The following is a 16,503-nucleotide window of genomic DNA, read 5'->3' on the forward strand; positions in this document are numbered from 1 at the left end:
GTCCTCCTTTACGCAATCATCTGGAAGAACTCGGCAACGGGGCCAAGCGCCAGGGCCGGGAAGAAGCTCAGGGCACCGATCAGCAGAACGATGAACACGAGCAGGAATACGAACATGCCGTTGGTGGTAGACAGGGTACCGGCGCTCTCGGCGACCCTACCCTTCTTGGCCAGCGAGCCGGCGATAGCCAGCGTACCGATGATGGGCATGAAGCGGGCAAACAGCATCTCGAGGCCGAGCATGACGTTGATCCAGGGATTGTTGCAGTTCATGCCTGCAAACGCCGAGCCGTTGTTGCCACCGCATGAGGTGAAGGCATACAGCACCTCGGAGAAGCCGTGCGCGCCACCATTGTTGAGCTGGTCGGCAAGACCGGGCACCATGCAGGCGATGGCCGAGCACACCAGAATGGCAAACGGAGTTGCCAGGCACAGGACAACTGCCCAGCGCATCTCGCCCGGCTCGATCTTCTTGCCCAGGAACTCAGGCGTGCGTCCGACCATAAGGCCGGCGATGAACACTGTGAGGATGGCGAAGCCGATCATGCCGTACAGGCCGCAGCCCACGCCGCCGAAGACGACCTCGCCCAGAGCCATCTGGAGCATCTGGACAAACCCGCCGAGCGGGGTGTAGGAGTCGTGCATGGAGTTGACCGAGCCATTGGAAGCAGCCGTCGTGAAAGCGGACCAGGTGGAAGAGGAGGCGATGCCAAAGCGGCTCTCCTTGCCCTCCATATTGCCGCCCGCCTGGCCATCGGTCATCTCGATGTTGACCGCGCCGCCATCGGCCAGCTGCGGCGTACCCATATGCTCGTTAACGGCGATGATGCCGGTAAAGACCACGAGCAGGATAAGCATCGCCGCGAAGATGGCCTTGCCCTGCTTGGTGTTCTTGACGCCGATACCGAAGGTGAAGCAGCAGGCGGCCGGGATCAGCAGCAGGCTGGTCATCTCGATGATGTTGGTGAAGGCACTGGGATTCTCATACGGATGGGCGGAGTTCACACCGAAGAAGCCGCCGCCGTTGGTGCCGGACTGCTTGATGGCGACCTGAGGAGCCGCGGGCCCCTGGGGCAGGAACTGCTCGGTGACCACGCGCGCGCCCTCGACAACCTTGCCGTCGACCTTGACCGTGTCGCCCTCGATCTGGGCGCCGTCGATGACGCTCCAGCCGCCGTCTGCATTAGGCTGGACAGCGACGGGCTCTACGAGCTCAGCCTTCTGAGCCGGCTGGAAGTTGGAGATGACGCCACCGGCAGCCAGGCAGATGCCGAACACGAGGTTCAGCGGGATGAGCACATACAGGACGGTGCGGGTGAGGTCGACCCAGAAGGAACCCAGACCCTGCTCCTTGATCTGACGGAAGCCGCGGATCAGCGCGAACATGACCGCGATACCGGTACCAGCGGAAACGAAGTTCTGCACGGTGAGGCCCATGAACTGCACGAAGTAGGACAGGGTGGTCTCACCGGAGTAGGACTGCCAGTTGGTGTTGGTTATGAAGGAAGCAGCCGTATTGAACGACAGGTCCCATGGCACACCCGGCAGGTGCTGGGGATTGCCTGGCAAGAAGGACTGAAGCGCCTGGAGTGCCACAAGAGCCACGAGGCCGATCCCCGAAAAGGCCAGCACGCTTGCCAGATAGCGCCTACACCCCATCTGCTCTGCCGCGTCGATGCGAAGCAGACGATAGACGCCACGCTCCACAGGAGCAATCACAGGCGACAGGAACGTATGCTCACCATCCATGATATGGGCCATGAACCGACCGAGCGGAACGGCCAGGACGACGAGCACGGCAAAGTACAAGATGTACTGAATCGCAGCGTCCATAGTTTACGAATCACTCCTCATCAGAATGTAGATGTAATAGATAAGGAGTCCAATGCAGACGACTCCGATAATGGGAATGAGGATGTCCATTACCGCCCCTTTCACGCGCGGTCCGATGTCTCGGACGCCTGCCCTCGCAAGCGTCTGGGGACAGTAAACGCTTCTAGGTGTTAAAGAGGCGTGAGGGCTGGGGCTCACGACCTTAAGATGCCGTAAAGATGCAGGTAGAAAGCACTATTGCGGCTGCAGTGCGCCTATACTCGACCTCGCGAGCATACAGTGGCGTCCTCACCGCGCATGCACGCATGGACAACGTTTCAGAAAGGCTACGCTATGCAGCGCGACGCATCGGACACTCGCGTCAATCCAGACCTCATCCTCAAGGCAATTGAGAAAGACGAGGTCGCCGATGACGCTCGAACCAGCCGGGGACACCTCAAGATTTTCTTTGGCTACGCTGCTGGTGCAGGCAAAACCTATGCGATGCTTCAAGCCGCCCACGCCGCCAAGCGGCGAGGTGTCGACGTCGTCGCGGGATACATCGAGCCGCACGAACGTCCGGCAACTGCCCATCTTGCACAAGGGCTTGAGAACGTGCCCTGCAAACTCATCGAGCACAACGGCATTGCGCTCAGCGAGTTCGATCTAGATGCGGCTATCGAACGCGCCCCTCAGCTCATCCTTGTCGACGAGCTCGCCCATACGAATGCGCCGAGGTCTCGCCACGACAAACGCTATCAAGACGTCGAGGAACTTCTACATGCAGGCATCGACGTCTATACGACCGTGAACGTTCAGCATATCGAGAGCCTAAACGACATGGTTGCATCCATCACCGGCGTTGTCGTGAGCGAACGAATCCCCGACCGCATCTTCGATGATGCCGACCAGGTCGAGCTCGTCGACATAGAGCCCGAAGACCTACTTGAGCGCCTTCGCGCCGGCCTCGTCTACCGTCCCGCACAAGCCGAGCGAGCGCAACAGCATTTTTTTACCGTCGAGAACCTCACCGCACTCCGAGAAATCGCGCTGCGCCGCTGCGCCGATCGCACCGGCCACCTCACAGACGCCGCACGCGTGCTGGGAAACCGTGACTACTACACCAAGGAGCGTATCTTAGTCTGTGTCTCCCCGGCGCCGACCAATCCCCGCATCGTCCGTGCCGCCGCACGCATGGCGAAAGCGTTTCGCAGCGAGCTCGTCGCCCTGTTCGTAGAGAGCCCACGCACGCAAGCCATGAGCGATGATGAGCGCGCCAAGCTTGCAGACAATATCGCCCTAGCCGAGCAGCTCGGAGCACATATGGAAACCGTCTATGGCGACGACGTCGCGTTTCAGATCTCCGAGTTCGCGCGCCTGTCGGGTATTTCGAAGATCGTCATGGGGCGCACGGGCGAGCACAGCAGCGTCCGTCAGGCCCTCTTTGGCCGCAAATCTCTCGTAGAACAGCTCATAACATTCGCCCCGAACCTCGACATTTACATCATTCCAGACCAGTCGACTCCGCCCTCCCGACCCAAAGGACGCCGCCATGCGCTCGCCCTGCAGCCGCCCAGCAGCCGAAACGTGCTTCGCACGCTGGCCCTCTCTCTTGTCGCCACGGCGATCGGCACGGCTTTCCGCCATCTGGGATTTGCCGATTCCAGCATCATATCCCTCTATATCCTCACGGCCCTGCTGACCGCCGTCACCACGACGGGGCGTATCTGCACGATCGTATCGAGCGTGCTCTCTGTAGTGCTTTACAACTTCTGCTTCGTAACGCCTCTGTTTTCGCTCGCCAGCTACGACCGAAGCTATCTGGTCACGTTCGGCATCATGTTCGCTACCGCTATGGTCGCCGGCGAGTTAACTGCGCGCATCGCCGACAATGCCCGTACCTCCGCCGAGAACGCATTCAAAACGCGCGTACTCCTCGAAACGAACCAGCTCTTACAGCAAGCCCATAGCGCGGAGGAGTGCGCCCGCGTCGCCATGAACCAACTCGTCAAACTGCTAAAACTCGACGTGGTCTTCTACCCCGCCGAACACGGCACGCTCGGCAAGGCGCTCTATGAGTCCGCTGGCACCGAAAACCGATCCGCGTCGCTGCTCACCGACTACGAGCGCGCCGTTGCAACCTGGACCTTCACCAACAACAAGCGCGCGGGCGCAAGCACGCGGACCCTGCCTGAGGCGCGCTGTCTCTACCTCGCGGTTCGCACCGGCGACAAGGTATTCGGTGTCATCGGCATCGCCCTGGAGGGGCGCGAGATCGAAGCCTTCGAGCATTCGATCGTCCTATCTATCGTAGGTGAATGCGCCTTGGCGCTCGAAAGTGACCGGGCGGCGCAAGAGCGCGAAGAGGCTGCGGTCTTGGCGAAAAACGAGCAGCTGCGCGCCAACCTTTTGCGCTCCATCGGCCATGATTTGAGGACACCCCTCACGGCTATATCCGGATCTGCGGCAATCCTTCGGAAGAGCGACGAGAAGCTCAGCCTCGAACAACGCTGCGATCTCGCCGATGCCATCTACGACGACTCCCTCTGGCTTATCGATACCGTGGAGAACCTCCTCGCCATCACACGCGTCGAGGACGGCACCATTCGCCTCAACTTCACATCCGAGCTTATCGACGAGGTCATCGAGGCCGCCCTCAGCCATGTCGCACAAGCATCGCATGGACGTGTTGTCACCATCGAGCACACTGACGACATCCTGCTGGTACGCATCGACGTCCATCTCATCATGCAGGTGCTTACGAATCTCATCATGAACGCCTTCAAATACACGCCCGAGGACTCGACTGTCACCATCAGCGCACGTCGCGAGGGCGCGTTCGTCGTGGTGGACGTCGCAGACGATGGGCCGGGTGTGGCAGACTGCGACAAGCCTCATATCTTTGAGCGCTTCTTCACCTCACGCAATATGCGGCCCGTGGATTCGCGTCGAAGCATCGGCCTTGGGCTGTCGCTCTGCCGCTCCATCGTGGAGGCGCATGGCGGCGTCATCGAAGCTCGCGACAACCACCCCCATGGGGCCGTCTTCCGTTTTACCCTGCCCGCCGAGGAGATCGAGATTCATGAATAATGCCGCTAAGCCACGCATCCTCCTGGTCGAAGATGACCTGACCGTTCAAAACCTCGTTTCGACCGCGCTTGACCTCCACGGCTATGTCGTGAGCAAGGTTTGCAACGGCCAGGCCGCCATCATGGATGCGGTGTCGCACGGCCCTAGCCTCATCATGCTCGACCTCGGCCTTCCCGACATTGACGGTATCGAGGTCATCACGAAGATCCGAAGCTGGTCGGCAGTCCCCATTATCGTCATTTCGGCGCGCACCGAAGATTCCGACAAGATTGCAGCACTTGACGCAGGGGCAGACGACTACCTCACCAAGCCCTTTTCTGTGGATGAGTTGCTCGCGCGCGTCCGCGCGAATTTGAGGCGCTCCTCGATGGCGTCGAGTGAGTCGACAGAAGCGAGCACGTTCGACAACGGTCCGCTGCATATCGACTACGCCGCGGGATACGCGACGAAAGACGGACGCGAGCTCTCGCTCACCCCAACCGAGTACAAATTGCTCGTCCTTCTGGCGAAAAACGTCGACAAGGTGCTCACCCACACCTTCATCACCCGCGAGATATGGGGCACGAGCTGGGACAGCGATCTGGCGAGCCTGCGCGTGTTCATGCGCACCCTGCGCAAGAAGATCGAGGCAGACCCCTCTCACCCTAAGATGATTCAGACGCACATGGGTGTCGGGTACCGCATGCAGCGTCTCTAGCCCACCCCACAAAAAGTTGCGGTGGAATACGGAGTAGATAAGGCCTTTGACAGCCAAAACAGTCCGTATTTCACCGCAACTGATTTAACGATACCCTAAAAATACTCTTCAACTCGCCGCGCTCGCGTCCAAATGCGCAAAGCGCCCCGCGAACGAATGCTCGCGGGGCGCTTTGATGTCCGGGCCTTATTTGATACCGCGGCCCAAGTCTTCGGCGATTTTATCCACGCCCTTAAGCGCGGCACAGGTCTTTTTGTTGGAGCAATGCCCCGTGCAAACGCCACCCTGAGCGCAGTCGGCGCAGGTGCCCTTACGGTAGATGCGCACGCACACGGCGACAAACGCAATGCCGATAACGGCCAGCACAACAATATCGATAGGTGCCATAGCAAGCCTCCTCTAGTTAACCACCACTTACTTTACCCCATCTTCCACCTGCCAAAAAGGGACAGGTTTATTTTGGTCGGTTTTATCTGCGGAAACGTCACATCTTAACTTCTGGAGCAAAGCAATCTGTCCCCCATTGCACCAAAAAGCCCGAGTGTCGCTGGGACACCCGGGCTCGTGAAAAGGGGCTAATCCTTATTCGGACTTAAGCGGAAACCGTGGCAGAAGCGGTGTTGGTCTCGTCCTCGTCGGTCCATGCGTGTTTGGGCATGGGACGGAAGATCTGGAAGAGCATCGCAACGAGCAGCACGATGGCCACAATCGTCCAGATACCAAACTGTCCCAGCACAAACAGGTTGTAGAACTGGTTGATGAACAGGCCGATCACCCAAGCAAAGGCGCACTCGTAGCCAATGGCAATTGCGGTCCACTTGCCGGAGTCCATCTGGTTGCGGATGGTACCCATAGCGGCAAAGCACGGAGCGCACAGCAGGTTGAAAGCGCCAAAGGCAACGCAAGCGCCCATGGTCGGGAACATAGCCGCAAACGCGGTCCACAGGCTCGGGTCGGTCTCGGCGGCGTCGGCAACGGACAGCAGCGAACCGGCGGTGGCGACAACGTTCTCCTTGGCGACAAGGCCAGAGACGGTCAGCGCGGTTGCCTGCCAGGTGCTAAAGCCGAGCGGGGCGAAGATCCAGGCGACCAGGTTGCCGAGCATGGCAAGCACGGAGTAGTCCATGAACTCCTCGGGGATGCCGTCCATCGCAGGTAGGAAGCCAAAGGAACCGTTGTAGCTACCAAAGTTGGACAGGAACCAAACCACGACAGTGGACGCGAAGATGACCGTGCCGGCCTTCTTGATAAAGGCCCAGCAGCGCTCCCACACGTGCAGCGCCCAAGAGCGGATCGCCGGGAAGTGATAGGCGGGAAGCTCCATGACGAACGGCGTCGGGCGACCGGCGAAGAGCTTGGTCTTCTTGAGCATGAGGCCCGAGGCGATGACGGCAAAGACGCCCAAGAAGTAGAAGAGCGGGCTGATCCATGCGGCGGTGGTGGAAGAATCGCCGATGATGGAGCCCATGAGCAGGGCGATGATCGGCAGCTTGGCGCCACAGGGAATGAACGTGGTGGTCATGACCGTCATGCGGCGGTCCTTCTCGTTCTCGATTGTCTTGGTAGCCATGACGCCGGGGACGCCGCAGCCCGAGGACACGAGCATGGGGATAAAGGACTTACCGGACAGGCCAAAGCGGCGGAACACGCGGTCCATGATGAAGGCGACGCGGGCCATGTAGCCGCAGTCCTCCAAGAAAGACAGCATCACGAACAGCAGGAACATCTGCGGCACGAAGCCGAAGATGGCGCCCAGACCGCCGACGATACCGTCACAGACCAGCGAATCGACCAGGCCACCGTCCTCGGTGCCGCCCGCCACAAGGGCATCGTGCACCACGGTGGTAATACCCGGAACATAGGGGCCGTACTGTGCCGGGTCGACCGAGTCGGCGGCGTCACCCGCAGCCTCAACAGCTGCGTCATAGGCGTCGCGACCCTGGCCGAGCACATACCAACCGTCGGTGCCAAAGAGCTGGTCGTTGGTGAAGTCGGTCACCGTGCCGCCCAAGGTAGAGACGGCAATGTAGTACACGCAGAACATGATGACCACAAAGATCGGCAGGCCCAAGATACGGTTGGTAACCACACGGTCGATCTTCTCGGAGGTGCTCATCTTGGCCGGAGCCTTGGTGAGGCACTCGTCGATGATGTGGGCGATCACGCCGTAGCGCTCGCCGGTGATGATGGACTCGGCGTCGTCGTCGCAATCCTGCTCGCACTGGGCGACCAGCTGCTCGACGCGAGCGGCCTTCTCCTTAGTGAGGTTGATGAGCTTGCAGGCGTCCGCGTCGCGCTCGAACAGCTTGACGGCGTAGTAGCGACGCTTGTTGGCGGGAACGCTCGCCGGCAGGTTGTTCTCGATGTGGTCCAGAACGTCCTCGATGGAGGAATCGAACTTGTGCTCCGGCACCTGGCCCTTGGAAGCAGCGGACTTCTTGACCTGCTCGAACAGCTCCGTGATGCCCTTGTTCTTAAGAGCCGAGATCATCATGACCGGGCAGCCGAGCTTCTTGGAGAGCTTGTCCGTGTCGATCTTATCGCCGTTCTTCTCGACCAGGTCGGCCATGTTGAGGGCGACGACCACGGGCAGGCCGGTCTCGATAACCTGAAGCGCCAGGTACAGGTTGCGCTCGAGGTTGGTGGCATCGACCACCTGGACGACGACATCGGGCTCGCCGCTCATGAGGTAGTCGCGCGAGCACTGCTCCTCGGGGCTGTAGGGGGAAAGCGAGTAGATGCCGGGGAGGTCCGTAATCGTGACGTTCTTGTCACTCAGGAGCTTGGCTTCCTTTTTCTCAACCGTGACGCCGGGCCAGTTGCCAACGTAGCCGTTGGCGCCGGTGATCAGGTTGAAAAGCGTGGTCTTGCCGCAGTTGGGGTTACCCGCCAGCGCGACATGGATCTGAGAATCCGCCATTCAATCCTTCTTCCTTGTGTGCCCGCGCTGCTTTCTCCGCGCGGGCTGGATAATGTGCTTCAACACTGCATTATTGAGTTAGAAAAACCTAACTTTATCTGCAGAAATATGTGCCACCGGCCCTTACTGGACCTCGACGACGGCAGCCTCCTCCTTGCGGATGGAGAGCTCGTAGCCGCGCACGTTGATCTCGACCGGATCTCCGAGCGGTGCAACCTTTACGACCTTGAACGAAGTGCCCTTGATGAGCCCCAGGTCCATAAGGTGACGGCGAAGTGCGCCCTCGCCGTGAAGTTTGACGATGGTAGAGCTCTCGCCCACCTTAACGTCACCCAACGTCTTCATATTCTTTTCCCCCTTTCAGCTTTTATGGAATGCTGCGAACTAACCGACAGTCATGATGTGCATGGCAACCTTGGAATCGATGCCAAAGCGCGCGCCGAGCACGGTGACGATGATATTGGCGCCACTCGAGCTCACCACGTGAATCTCGTTGCCCTCGACAAAGCCGAGGTCCTTGAGGTGGTGCTTCATGTCCTCATTGCCCTTTACGCGAGACACGCGCACGGTTTCGCCCGCTTTTACCATCGAAAGCGGCATAGCCGGCATCTGCGGTCCGCAAGACATGAGTGAGCTCCTAACGTCAGTTCGTCCTCAACATCGACGCAGCAAAAGTTAACCACGTCTATGTTCGCTACAGTAAACTAGCACGTGGCTAACTTTTTGGAAAGGGTTCCTATTCAGTTTTCGGAAAAGTTTCCTATATGCAACAAAGAAAGATGTGACAAAGGGACTGTCCCTTCGTCACATTGTTGCGCTTTAGAGCGAGAGGTTTCTGATCGACGTGACGCACGAGGCCTCGTCCACGCCCGAAACGCGAAAGACGATGTCCTCGCCGCATTCGCCGTAGAGCGCCATGAGCCCCATCACATCGCGACCGTCGGTATGGCGCTCGCCGATACTGACCGACACGTCGCTACGGTGCTTGGCAATGATGTCGTAGAGCAGCGCAACCGGGCGGGCATGCAGTCCCAACGGATCTTTAATCGTCTTTGTAAACTCGACCATGTCCCCTCCCACGATATCGCACATTCGGCCAGCAAACCCAGCCACGTGGTAGTTATTGTAGCGTTAGATGCTTGTCGAGAGCTCCTCTGAACACCTCGTGGGCAAAAAGTGGCAAATATGAGTACTGTCACCAATTTAGTAGCAGCAAAATCGAGAGCAAAGTGCCTACTTTGAGCGATTCGAAGAGGTTGAAAGCCGTCAAACGCCCTTTAAAGGGGGTTAGATAAATTGATTTTGAGCCCATTTTCGCTCAGAACGGGCCGAAAAATATGACACCTCTTTTGCAACAGTACTCATATTTGGCATTTTTTGACCACGGGATCCAAAACCATGTCCCAAAACACAAAAGGAGGGACCTCGTAAGGCCCCTCCTTAGGAAAGGGAATCGATTTATTCCACAGCCGCAGATTAATCCTAGCCGCTACTCCATCATGTCGAGGACGGAGGGGCGAAGCTCGCTCTCGGCAGCCTCGGGATCGGTCTCGCGCAGGCGGTTGATGTAGCGGTTGTACCACATCACGGCAAGGCCCAGGAAGATAACTACACCGCCAACGTTGTAGACCAGTGTCAGCCACAGAGGCTGATCGAGCGGGATGGTGCCGCAGATAAGCACGAAGCAGAAGACCACAAGCAGGAATGCAGCAATGGCCAGGCCAAAGGTACGCGAACCCATGCGGAAGCCACGGGGAGCAGCGTCGAAGTTCTTGCGCAGCATAAAGTAGGCAAGCAGGATCAGCAGCGGCGGGAGCAGAGCGGTGGCAGCCGTCATGTTGGTGACGATCATGAGCAGGTCGTCTAGGTTGCCGGAGCCCAGGGCCGGGATGATCAGGATGGGGACGACGATGGCAAACTGCAGCCAGGCAGCGCGGGCAGGAATGCCGTGCTCGTTGAGCTCGACGATCTTGCTACCAAAGACGCCCTTGGGGATCTCGGTGAAGAAGACCTTGATGGGAGCAGAGGTCCACATCATGAGGGAGCCCAGCGTGGCAGCGAGAAGGATCAGGCCAATGACGCGCGTGGACACTTCCATGGGAATGCCAAAGTGGGCAAAGACAGCGCCGAATACGTCGAAGATACCGGTGGAGATGGCAACGCCGCCCTCGGGAATGAACAGGTTGACCAGCAGCGAAGCGCCTGCATACAGAAGGCCGATGGTCAGGCCGGCGATAACGACGGTGCGCACGAAGGCCTTGACGCCACCCTTAAGGTCGTTAAGGAACACGCCGACAGACTCAGCGCCGCCAACGCCCTGGATGATCCAGGCAAGCGTACCGAAGAAGCCCCACATAGTTGCGAAGTTGGTCGTGTCGGGAGCCATGTTAGCGGGGGTAGGAGCCGTAGCGAACTCGACGCCGCCAAAGGCAGCAGCCAGGGACAGCAAGATGAACACGGCAGTCAGGCCGAGAGCCGCGGTCGAGCCGAAGGAGGAAATGGAGCCGATCCACTTAGCGCCCTTGGTCGAAACCCACGTGGCGATAGCAAAGACGACGATCTCGATAATGGTGATCCACAGCTGCGAGAGCTCGGCATTGGCACCAAAGAACACGTAGCTCGCGTAAATGATGACGTTAGGCAGGACGGACGCAAAGTAGAACAGGTTAACGAACCAGTAGCTAAACGCCGTCAGGAATGCCCAGCGGCCGCCCATCGAGGTCTTGACCCAGGCGTACACGCCCGACTCGGAGTCCTTGTTAAGGCCGACGAACTCGGCGGTAACCAGGGTATAGGGGACAAAGTACAAAAGCGTGGCGAAGAAGAACGACGGCGCAGCTGCCAAGCCGATGGCCGCGTTGTTGTTGATGATGTTCTTGATACCGAACACGGCGGCGACCGTCATGCCCAGCAGAGCGAACGAACCAATCGTTCCTCGTTTTTCAGAGCTCATAAGCCCTCCCAATCATCCGTTATATCTCATCTAAAACCGTCCGGACTGCAAGCGCAATCGTGGACGGCGCACCTGCTAAGGGGAATGGGGAAAAGGGAGTCAACAAAGCCATCCCCCTTAACGGCGCTAAGCAAACGCCCAAACGGACGAATACTACTTGTTGGGGAAGGAATAACCTTCAACCGTCACGTGCAGTACCACGACGCGGGAATCCGCGACATCGGCCACGACACGGTAGGCCTCGTCAATTTCGACGACGGCAACGCCGCCGGCGGGAATCGTCACGGTCTCCCCCATACCCTCAAAGCGCTCGCGATCGTCGATATCGCTGTAAGTGCGCGTGCAGGTAAGATCCGCCTTGGAAGCCACCTCGACGGTCAGGTCGCCGTCGAGCGGAGCGAGCACGGCATGGTAGCGACGGTGACCGACCAGATCGGCGGTAGCGGCCTCGCGGGCATAGACCCACCAGTACACCAACGAGTCGCCGATGGAGTAAGCCACGTCGTGCTGCAGGTCGGCAACGCCATCGAGCGCCTGACCGGTGCGCATCCACTTCTTGACGGACTTCATCTGAGCGTCGAAATCGGCGCGCGAGTTAAAGACATGCATGACTTATGCCTCCTTAATGGGTGCCAGCGCCTGAGCCAGATCGGCAGACGTCAGCGGTCGCAGGGACACCTCAAAGCTGAAGCTCTCAAAACGGGTGCGGTAGGAATCGAGCACCTCGGAACCCCAAGAGTTCGAACCAAGGCCGAGCAGCTGGTCGTTGATATTGACCGTAACCGTGTCGCCCTTGACAAGGTCGTAGACGTGCTTGGCGTTATCGATGGCCTCGCAGCTATAGGGCCATGCCGAGAACGAGAACGGGTTGGAAGCGGCGTCGCTCGGACGCGTCACGACCAGACCGTCACCGTGGCTAGAGCGCAGGGCGACCCAACGGGTGCCCTCGCGGTTAGCACAATCCTGAGGCATAACGTAGGGCGTGAACATGTCGTCGACCGTAGTGCGGTAATGACCGACCGGGTTGGCGCGCAGCGAGTCCGGATAGTTCTCGCCCGGGCCGTGGCCATACCACTCGACGGCACGATCGCAACCGGGGACCTCGAAGGAGATGCCGATGCGCGGGATGATATCCGAGTAATCGCCGTAGGGCTCGCCGGAAACCTTGAGGTCGACGCGACCGCTCGGAAGCACGGTGTAGACGAGCTCGACGCGCATGCCGAACGCGCGGACGGGAGGAGCGATACGCTGGCTCACGGTAACGACGACCGCATTGCCATCCTGCTTCCAAGAAACCTTGCGGGTAGACGTCTGCATCACATCGATGAAGTTGTCCTTCCACAGTGAGTCATACTCCTGGGCATGGTTATCGACGAGCGGATGCCAAAAACCAACCTGGGGACCAGAGGCCATGACGTCGCGGCCGGATGCCTTCCACTCGCTCACGGTACCGTTGACTTTGCTGAAGGTCAGCTCGCCGTTGAGGGAGTGGATGCGGATCTCCTGCTCGGTCTCCTCAACCGTAAGCTCAGGACGAGCGGGGGCCACGATGGTCGGCGCCGGATGGTTTGCGATGGCAAACTGGCTAGCGCCCAGCTGGAACATCGGCTCGCACCAGACGTGAGCGGCCATGGTGTAGGCGCGCACGGTCAGCAGGGTCTCGCCCACTGCGGCCTCGCGAATCACCAGTGGCAGCTGGACGGACTCGCCGGGGGCAACCGCGCCGGGCATGAGCGTCTTGCGGCAGACCACGTCGCCGTCCACCAGGGTCTCGGCCGACAGGCAGACATCCTCGAGGGTGGTGAACCAACGCTTGTTGGTGACGGTCAGCTCGCCTGCCTCGGCGTCATAAGCCATGCGGACCGGGCAGATAACCTGGCCGTACTCGGTAAGGCCCGGACTCGGCTGCTGCCAGGGGAACACCATGCCATCGATGCAGAAGTTGCTGTTGTTGGGGTAATCGCCGTTGTCGCCACCATACATATCGTAGGCAACGCCGTCCTCGGTCACAGCAGCCAAACCGTGGTCGCACCATTCCCAAATGAACTGGCCCTGGATGCAATCCCAACGATCGAAGACCTCCTGGTACTCGGACAGGCCTCCGGGACCATTGCCCATGGAGTGACCGTACTCACAGTTGATGCGCGGCTTGGGGAATGGGTGCTCGCCAAAGTCGTTCATCTGCGAAACACGGGAGTACATCGTGGAGATAACGTCGACGGTATCGGCGTTGCGGTCCTCCTCATAATGGACCGGACGATCATCGAGCTCGTGAGCCTTGGCGTACATCGCGCGGATGTTGCAGCCATAGCCGCTCTCGTTGCCCATCGACCACATAATGATGCAGGCGTGGTTGCGCTCCTGCATCACCAGGCGCTCAATGCGGTCGACGTAGGCCGGCTCCCATGCCGGATCGTCGGTGACCAGGGCGATGTTGCCGATATTCTCGAAGCCGTGGCTCTCCATATCGGTCTCGGCGACCAGCATGATGCCATACTCATCACACAGCTCGTAGAAGCGCGGGTCATTGGCATAGTGAGAGGTGCGCACCGCGTTGATGTTGTGCCGCTTCATGAGCTCCAGGTCGCGGCGCATGCGATCGAGGCCCACGGCGCGGCCCTTGTGATCGTCGTGATCGTGGCGGTTGACGCCATGCATCTTAAAGTAGGTGCCGTTGAGGTAGATATGATTGCCCTCGACCGTCACCTCGGCAAGACCCTGGCGATGCGGAACGTACTCGCTGGCCTCGTCGCCATCGTAGACCTCAAACGTAAGGTCATAGAGGAAGGGGTCCTCGGGATTCCAGAAGTGGGCATCGGCAACGCTGCACTCGGCATGGCCGTCGACGCACTCACCCGTAGCCACCACGTTTCCGCCATCGCTGAGCGTATACACAACGCGGGTAGCGCCCTCGGCCACCGTATCGAGCGTGATCAGAGCGGCATCGCCCTCGCGGTGCGTGCGGAACCTAAAGTCGACCAGGTGCGCGGCGGGACGCTGCATAAGGTACACATCGCGGAAGATGCCCGAGGCCCACCACATGTCCTGATCCTCGATATAGCTGCCATCACTGTACTGCAGAGCCTTGACCGCAAACAGGTTGTCGCCCTCGACGAGCGCGTCGGTCACGTCAAACTCGGCAGACAGGCGCGAACCCTTGGTCATGCCGATAAACTGACCGTTGACGTACAGCTCACCATAGCTCTCGATGCCGTCAAAGCGAATGATCTCGCGAGCGCCGGCAGGCACGGCGGGAAGGTTGACGATGCGCTGGTAGACGCCCGTGGGGTCGTCGGAGGGAACGAACGGCTGATCCACCGGGAACGGGAAACCCTCGTCGGTGTAGGCAAGGTTGCCATAGCCATCCACCTGCCACAGGTGCGGAACCTCCACGTGATCCCACTCGGGCTCGTACGTGGAGAGCTCCTCGTTGGAAACGGCAGCAGGCCCCTCAAAGAGGCGGAACTGCCACGAGCCGGACAGCTGGACAAACCCGCGCGACAGCTCGCGGCTGTACGTAGCGGCGAGATCGGCGGTCTCGTAACCCATAAAGTACGCATGGGGTGCCAGGCGGTTCCTGTGGGTGAGCGCTTGGTTTTCCCAATCGTTAATGGCGTCCATGGTGATGCTCCTTCGTCATCGTAGTGATTCTTGTGCAACCGGTTGTCCTTATCTTACGGGCGATGCAAAAAATTGTGCAACCGGTTGTCCGCTGAACGGTCGATTTGGTCGGATTAACGGTGCAACCGGTTGTACAGCTGCGACACTTATGTCACCCTGAGTATCGAAACTCAGCGCAAAACATCGTTCTTAAGCTCGTAGGCAACCGCCACGCCCGCTGATATCTCACCCACACGAGACGTATTCGATTGCGGCTTGGTTGCAAAACGACACCTGTCACCGGATATCATGAACGCTGTTCAGGTGCACTATAGTAAGCTGTATCCGCACCAGCCCGTATCAGTGACAACATCGACCGCATTTTCCAGGAGACGCCATGACCCAACCAGTTCGCACCGCACCTACGCTTGCCGAGGTTGCCGCAGCTGCCGGCGTGTCGCGCTCCACGGCATCGCGCGCCCTCAACGATTCGCCCCGCATTAGCGAGGAAACCAAAAAGCGCGTCCGTGCGGCGGCCAAGAAAGTCAATTTTGTCCCCAATGCCCGTGGCCGAGCGCTCGCTGTCGGGCGCACGGAAATCATCGCCGTGCTCGTGACCGAGCCCCTGAGTGAACTCTTCAGCGACCCCACCTATAGCGAGTTTTTGAGCGGTATTACCGAGGAACTGTCGGAGTCGTCCTATCTGCCCGTTATCTTGCAGGCGTCTTCTACGCATGAGCGCAACCGCGCACGCGAGCACTTTGAGCGCCGCTCGTTCGACGCCGTGATCGACGTCTCCCCCTACAAGGGCAGCGAGCTGCTCGAGGTGCTGCGCGAGCTGGGCGTACCCACCGTGTTGTGCGGCCAGCTCGAGGGCCACCCCTATCGCGATGTGTTCTCGACGGTCTACTCTGACGACGAAGAGGGCGGACGCTTTGCGGCACACGCCATGAAGGAGCGCGGGCGCAAAGATATCGTCGCCGTGTTGGGACCGCAAGACAACCCCGCTGTTGTCGACCGCCTGCGCGGCTACCGCGCCGTCTTGGGCGAAGACCTCCCAGACGCAAACGTTATCTATACCGGCTGGAACAGCGGAGACGGCTATCAGGCCATGCGCCAGATCCTCGCGCGCAAGATTGCTTTCGATGGCGTGCTCTGCGGATCGGACCGTATCGCGGCTGGCGTCATCACCGCACTCAACGAGGCAGGCCTATCTGTTCCGGCGGAAGTTTCTGTCGTCGGCTTCGACGATCACGAGATTGCGACGCGCTGCGTCCCCGCACTCACGACCGTCCGCCAGCCCCTGCGCGAAGAAGGCCACATGGCCGCCAACATTGCGCTCGACATGATCAAGGGTGCCGAGCCCACCACCACCGTCATGCACATGCAGCTCGTTCAGAGAGACTCGCTGTAGGAAACTGGGCCGGGCTTT

At 59.6% G+C, this 16,503-nt stretch carries 12 protein-coding genes; 3 read left to right on the forward strand and 9 right to left on the reverse strand.

Features of this window, described 5'->3' with window-relative positions; genetic code table 11:
- Positions 1-8: 8 nt before the first annotated feature.
- A complete protein-coding gene (gene kdpA, locus AAAX31_RS01915; RefSeq protein WP_117773167.1) occupies positions 9-1,832 on the reverse strand; it encodes a potassium-transporting ATPase subunit KdpA in 1,824 nt (607 codons plus the stop codon).
- Positions 1,833-2,165: 333 nt separating this feature from the next.
- On the opposite strand from kdpA, the gene AAAX31_RS01920 reads away from it, so the two are divergent.
- Positions 2,166-4,901: a sensor histidine kinase KdpD gene (locus AAAX31_RS01920; RefSeq protein ID WP_349076010.1), complete on the forward strand. Its 2,736-nt coding sequence runs from the start codon at positions 2,166-2,168 to the stop codon at positions 4,899-4,901.
- On the forward strand, positions 4,894-5,598 hold the full coding sequence (locus AAAX31_RS01925) for a response regulator transcription factor (protein WP_117583373.1): 705 nt from the start codon (positions 4,894-4,896) through the stop codon (positions 5,596-5,598). The genes AAAX31_RS01920 and AAAX31_RS01925 overlap by 8 nt, the downstream gene beginning before the upstream one ends.
- A gap of 186 nt (positions 5,599-5,784) precedes the next feature.
- Here the strand turns inward: AAAX31_RS01925 and AAAX31_RS01930 are convergent, their stop codons facing one another.
- The 8 genes from AAAX31_RS01930 to AAAX31_RS01965 all read right to left on the reverse strand — a co-directional run bounded on the left by AAAX31_RS01930 (position 5,785) and on the right by AAAX31_RS01965 (position 15,092).
- Positions 5,785-5,985, reverse strand: coding sequence for a hypothetical protein (locus AAAX31_RS01930; RefSeq protein WP_035136858.1), 201 nt, complete (start codon positions 5,983-5,985; stop codon positions 5,785-5,787).
- Positions 5,986-6,190: 205 nt separating this feature from the next.
- Positions 6,191-8,518: a ferrous iron transporter B gene (locus AAAX31_RS01935; protein ID WP_349076014.1), complete on the reverse strand. Its 2,328-nt coding sequence runs from the start codon at positions 8,516-8,518 to the stop codon at positions 6,191-6,193.
- A 123-nt stretch (positions 8,519-8,641) separates the two neighbouring features.
- On the reverse strand, positions 8,642-8,863 hold the full coding sequence (locus AAAX31_RS01940; protein ID WP_006234774.1) for a FeoA family protein: 222 nt from the start codon (positions 8,861-8,863) through the stop codon (positions 8,642-8,644).
- A 39-nt stretch (positions 8,864-8,902) separates the two neighbouring features.
- Positions 8,903-9,145: a FeoA family protein gene (locus tag AAAX31_RS01945; RefSeq protein WP_022094360.1), complete on the reverse strand. Its 243-nt coding sequence runs from the start codon at positions 9,143-9,145 to the stop codon at positions 8,903-8,905.
- Between the two features lie 192 nt (positions 9,146-9,337).
- Positions 9,338-9,586, reverse strand: coding sequence for an HPr family phosphocarrier protein (locus AAAX31_RS01950; protein ID WP_158571684.1), 249 nt, complete (start codon positions 9,584-9,586; stop codon positions 9,338-9,340).
- Positions 9,587-10,007: 421 nt separating this feature from the next.
- Positions 10,008-11,471 carry an amino acid permease gene (locus AAAX31_RS01955; RefSeq protein WP_117842809.1) on the reverse strand — a complete coding sequence of 488 codons (1,464 nt, stop codon included), beginning with the start codon at positions 11,469-11,471 and terminating at the stop codon, positions 10,008-10,010.
- Positions 11,472-11,624: 153 nt separating this feature from the next.
- A complete protein-coding gene (locus AAAX31_RS01960) occupies positions 11,625-12,080 on the reverse strand; it encodes a hypothetical protein (RefSeq protein ID WP_117842808.1) in 456 nt (151 codons plus the stop codon).
- Between the two features lie 3 nt (positions 12,081-12,083).
- Positions 12,084-15,092, reverse strand: coding sequence for a glycoside hydrolase family 2 TIM barrel-domain containing protein (locus AAAX31_RS01965; RefSeq protein WP_117797114.1), 3,009 nt, complete (start codon positions 15,090-15,092; stop codon positions 12,084-12,086).
- Positions 15,093-15,468: 376 nt separating this feature from the next.
- On the opposite strand from AAAX31_RS01965, the gene AAAX31_RS01970 reads away from it, so the two are divergent.
- Positions 15,469-16,485, forward strand: a complete 1,017-nt coding sequence (locus AAAX31_RS01970; protein ID WP_117817674.1) for a LacI family DNA-binding transcriptional regulator — start codon at positions 15,469-15,471, stop codon at positions 16,483-16,485.
- Positions 16,486-16,503 lie beyond the last annotated feature (18 nt).

The sequence above is a fragment of the Collinsella sp. CLA-ER-H5 genome, from assembly GCF_040092375.1.
In the GTDB taxonomy this organism is placed as follows: domain Bacteria; phylum Actinomycetota; class Coriobacteriia; order Coriobacteriales; family Coriobacteriaceae; genus Collinsella.

Excerpts from the sequence above, each read along its gene's own strand:
- kdpA (WP_117773167.1), bottom strand. The coding sequence starts at position 1,832 with ATGGACGCTGCGATTCAGTACATCTTGTACTTTGCCGTGCTCGTCGTC.
- AAAX31_RS01920 (WP_349076010.1), top strand. The coding sequence starts at position 2,166 with ATGCAGCGCGACGCATCGGACACTCGCGTCAATCCAGACCTCATCCTC.
- AAAX31_RS01925 (WP_117583373.1), top strand. The coding sequence starts at position 4,894 with ATGAATAATGCCGCTAAGCCACGCATCCTCCTGGTCGAAGATGACCTG.
- AAAX31_RS01930 (WP_035136858.1), bottom strand. The coding sequence starts at position 5,985 with ATGGCACCTATCGATATTGTTGTGCTGGCCGTTATCGGCATTGCGTTT.
- AAAX31_RS01935 (WP_349076014.1), bottom strand. The coding sequence starts at position 8,518 with ATGGCGGATTCTCAGATCCATGTCGCGCTGGCGGGTAACCCCAACTGC.
- AAAX31_RS01940 (WP_006234774.1), bottom strand. The coding sequence starts at position 8,863 with ATGAAGACGTTGGGTGACGTTAAGGTGGGCGAGAGCTCTACCATCGTC.
- AAAX31_RS01945 (WP_022094360.1), bottom strand. The coding sequence starts at position 9,145 with ATGTCTTGCGGACCGCAGATGCCGGCTATGCCGCTTTCGATGGTAAAA.
- AAAX31_RS01950 (WP_158571684.1), bottom strand. The coding sequence starts at position 9,586 with ATGGTCGAGTTTACAAAGACGATTAAAGATCCGTTGGGACTGCATGCC.
- AAAX31_RS01955 (WP_117842809.1), bottom strand. The coding sequence starts at position 11,471 with ATGAGCTCTGAAAAACGAGGAACGATTGGTTCGTTCGCTCTGCTGGGC.
- AAAX31_RS01960 (WP_117842808.1), bottom strand. The coding sequence starts at position 12,080 with ATGCATGTCTTTAACTCGCGCGCCGATTTCGACGCTCAGATGAAGTCC.
- AAAX31_RS01965 (WP_117797114.1), bottom strand. The coding sequence starts at position 15,092 with ATGGACGCCATTAACGATTGGGAAAACCAAGCGCTCACCCACAGGAAC.
- AAAX31_RS01970 (WP_117817674.1), top strand. The coding sequence starts at position 15,469 with ATGACCCAACCAGTTCGCACCGCACCTACGCTTGCCGAGGTTGCCGCA.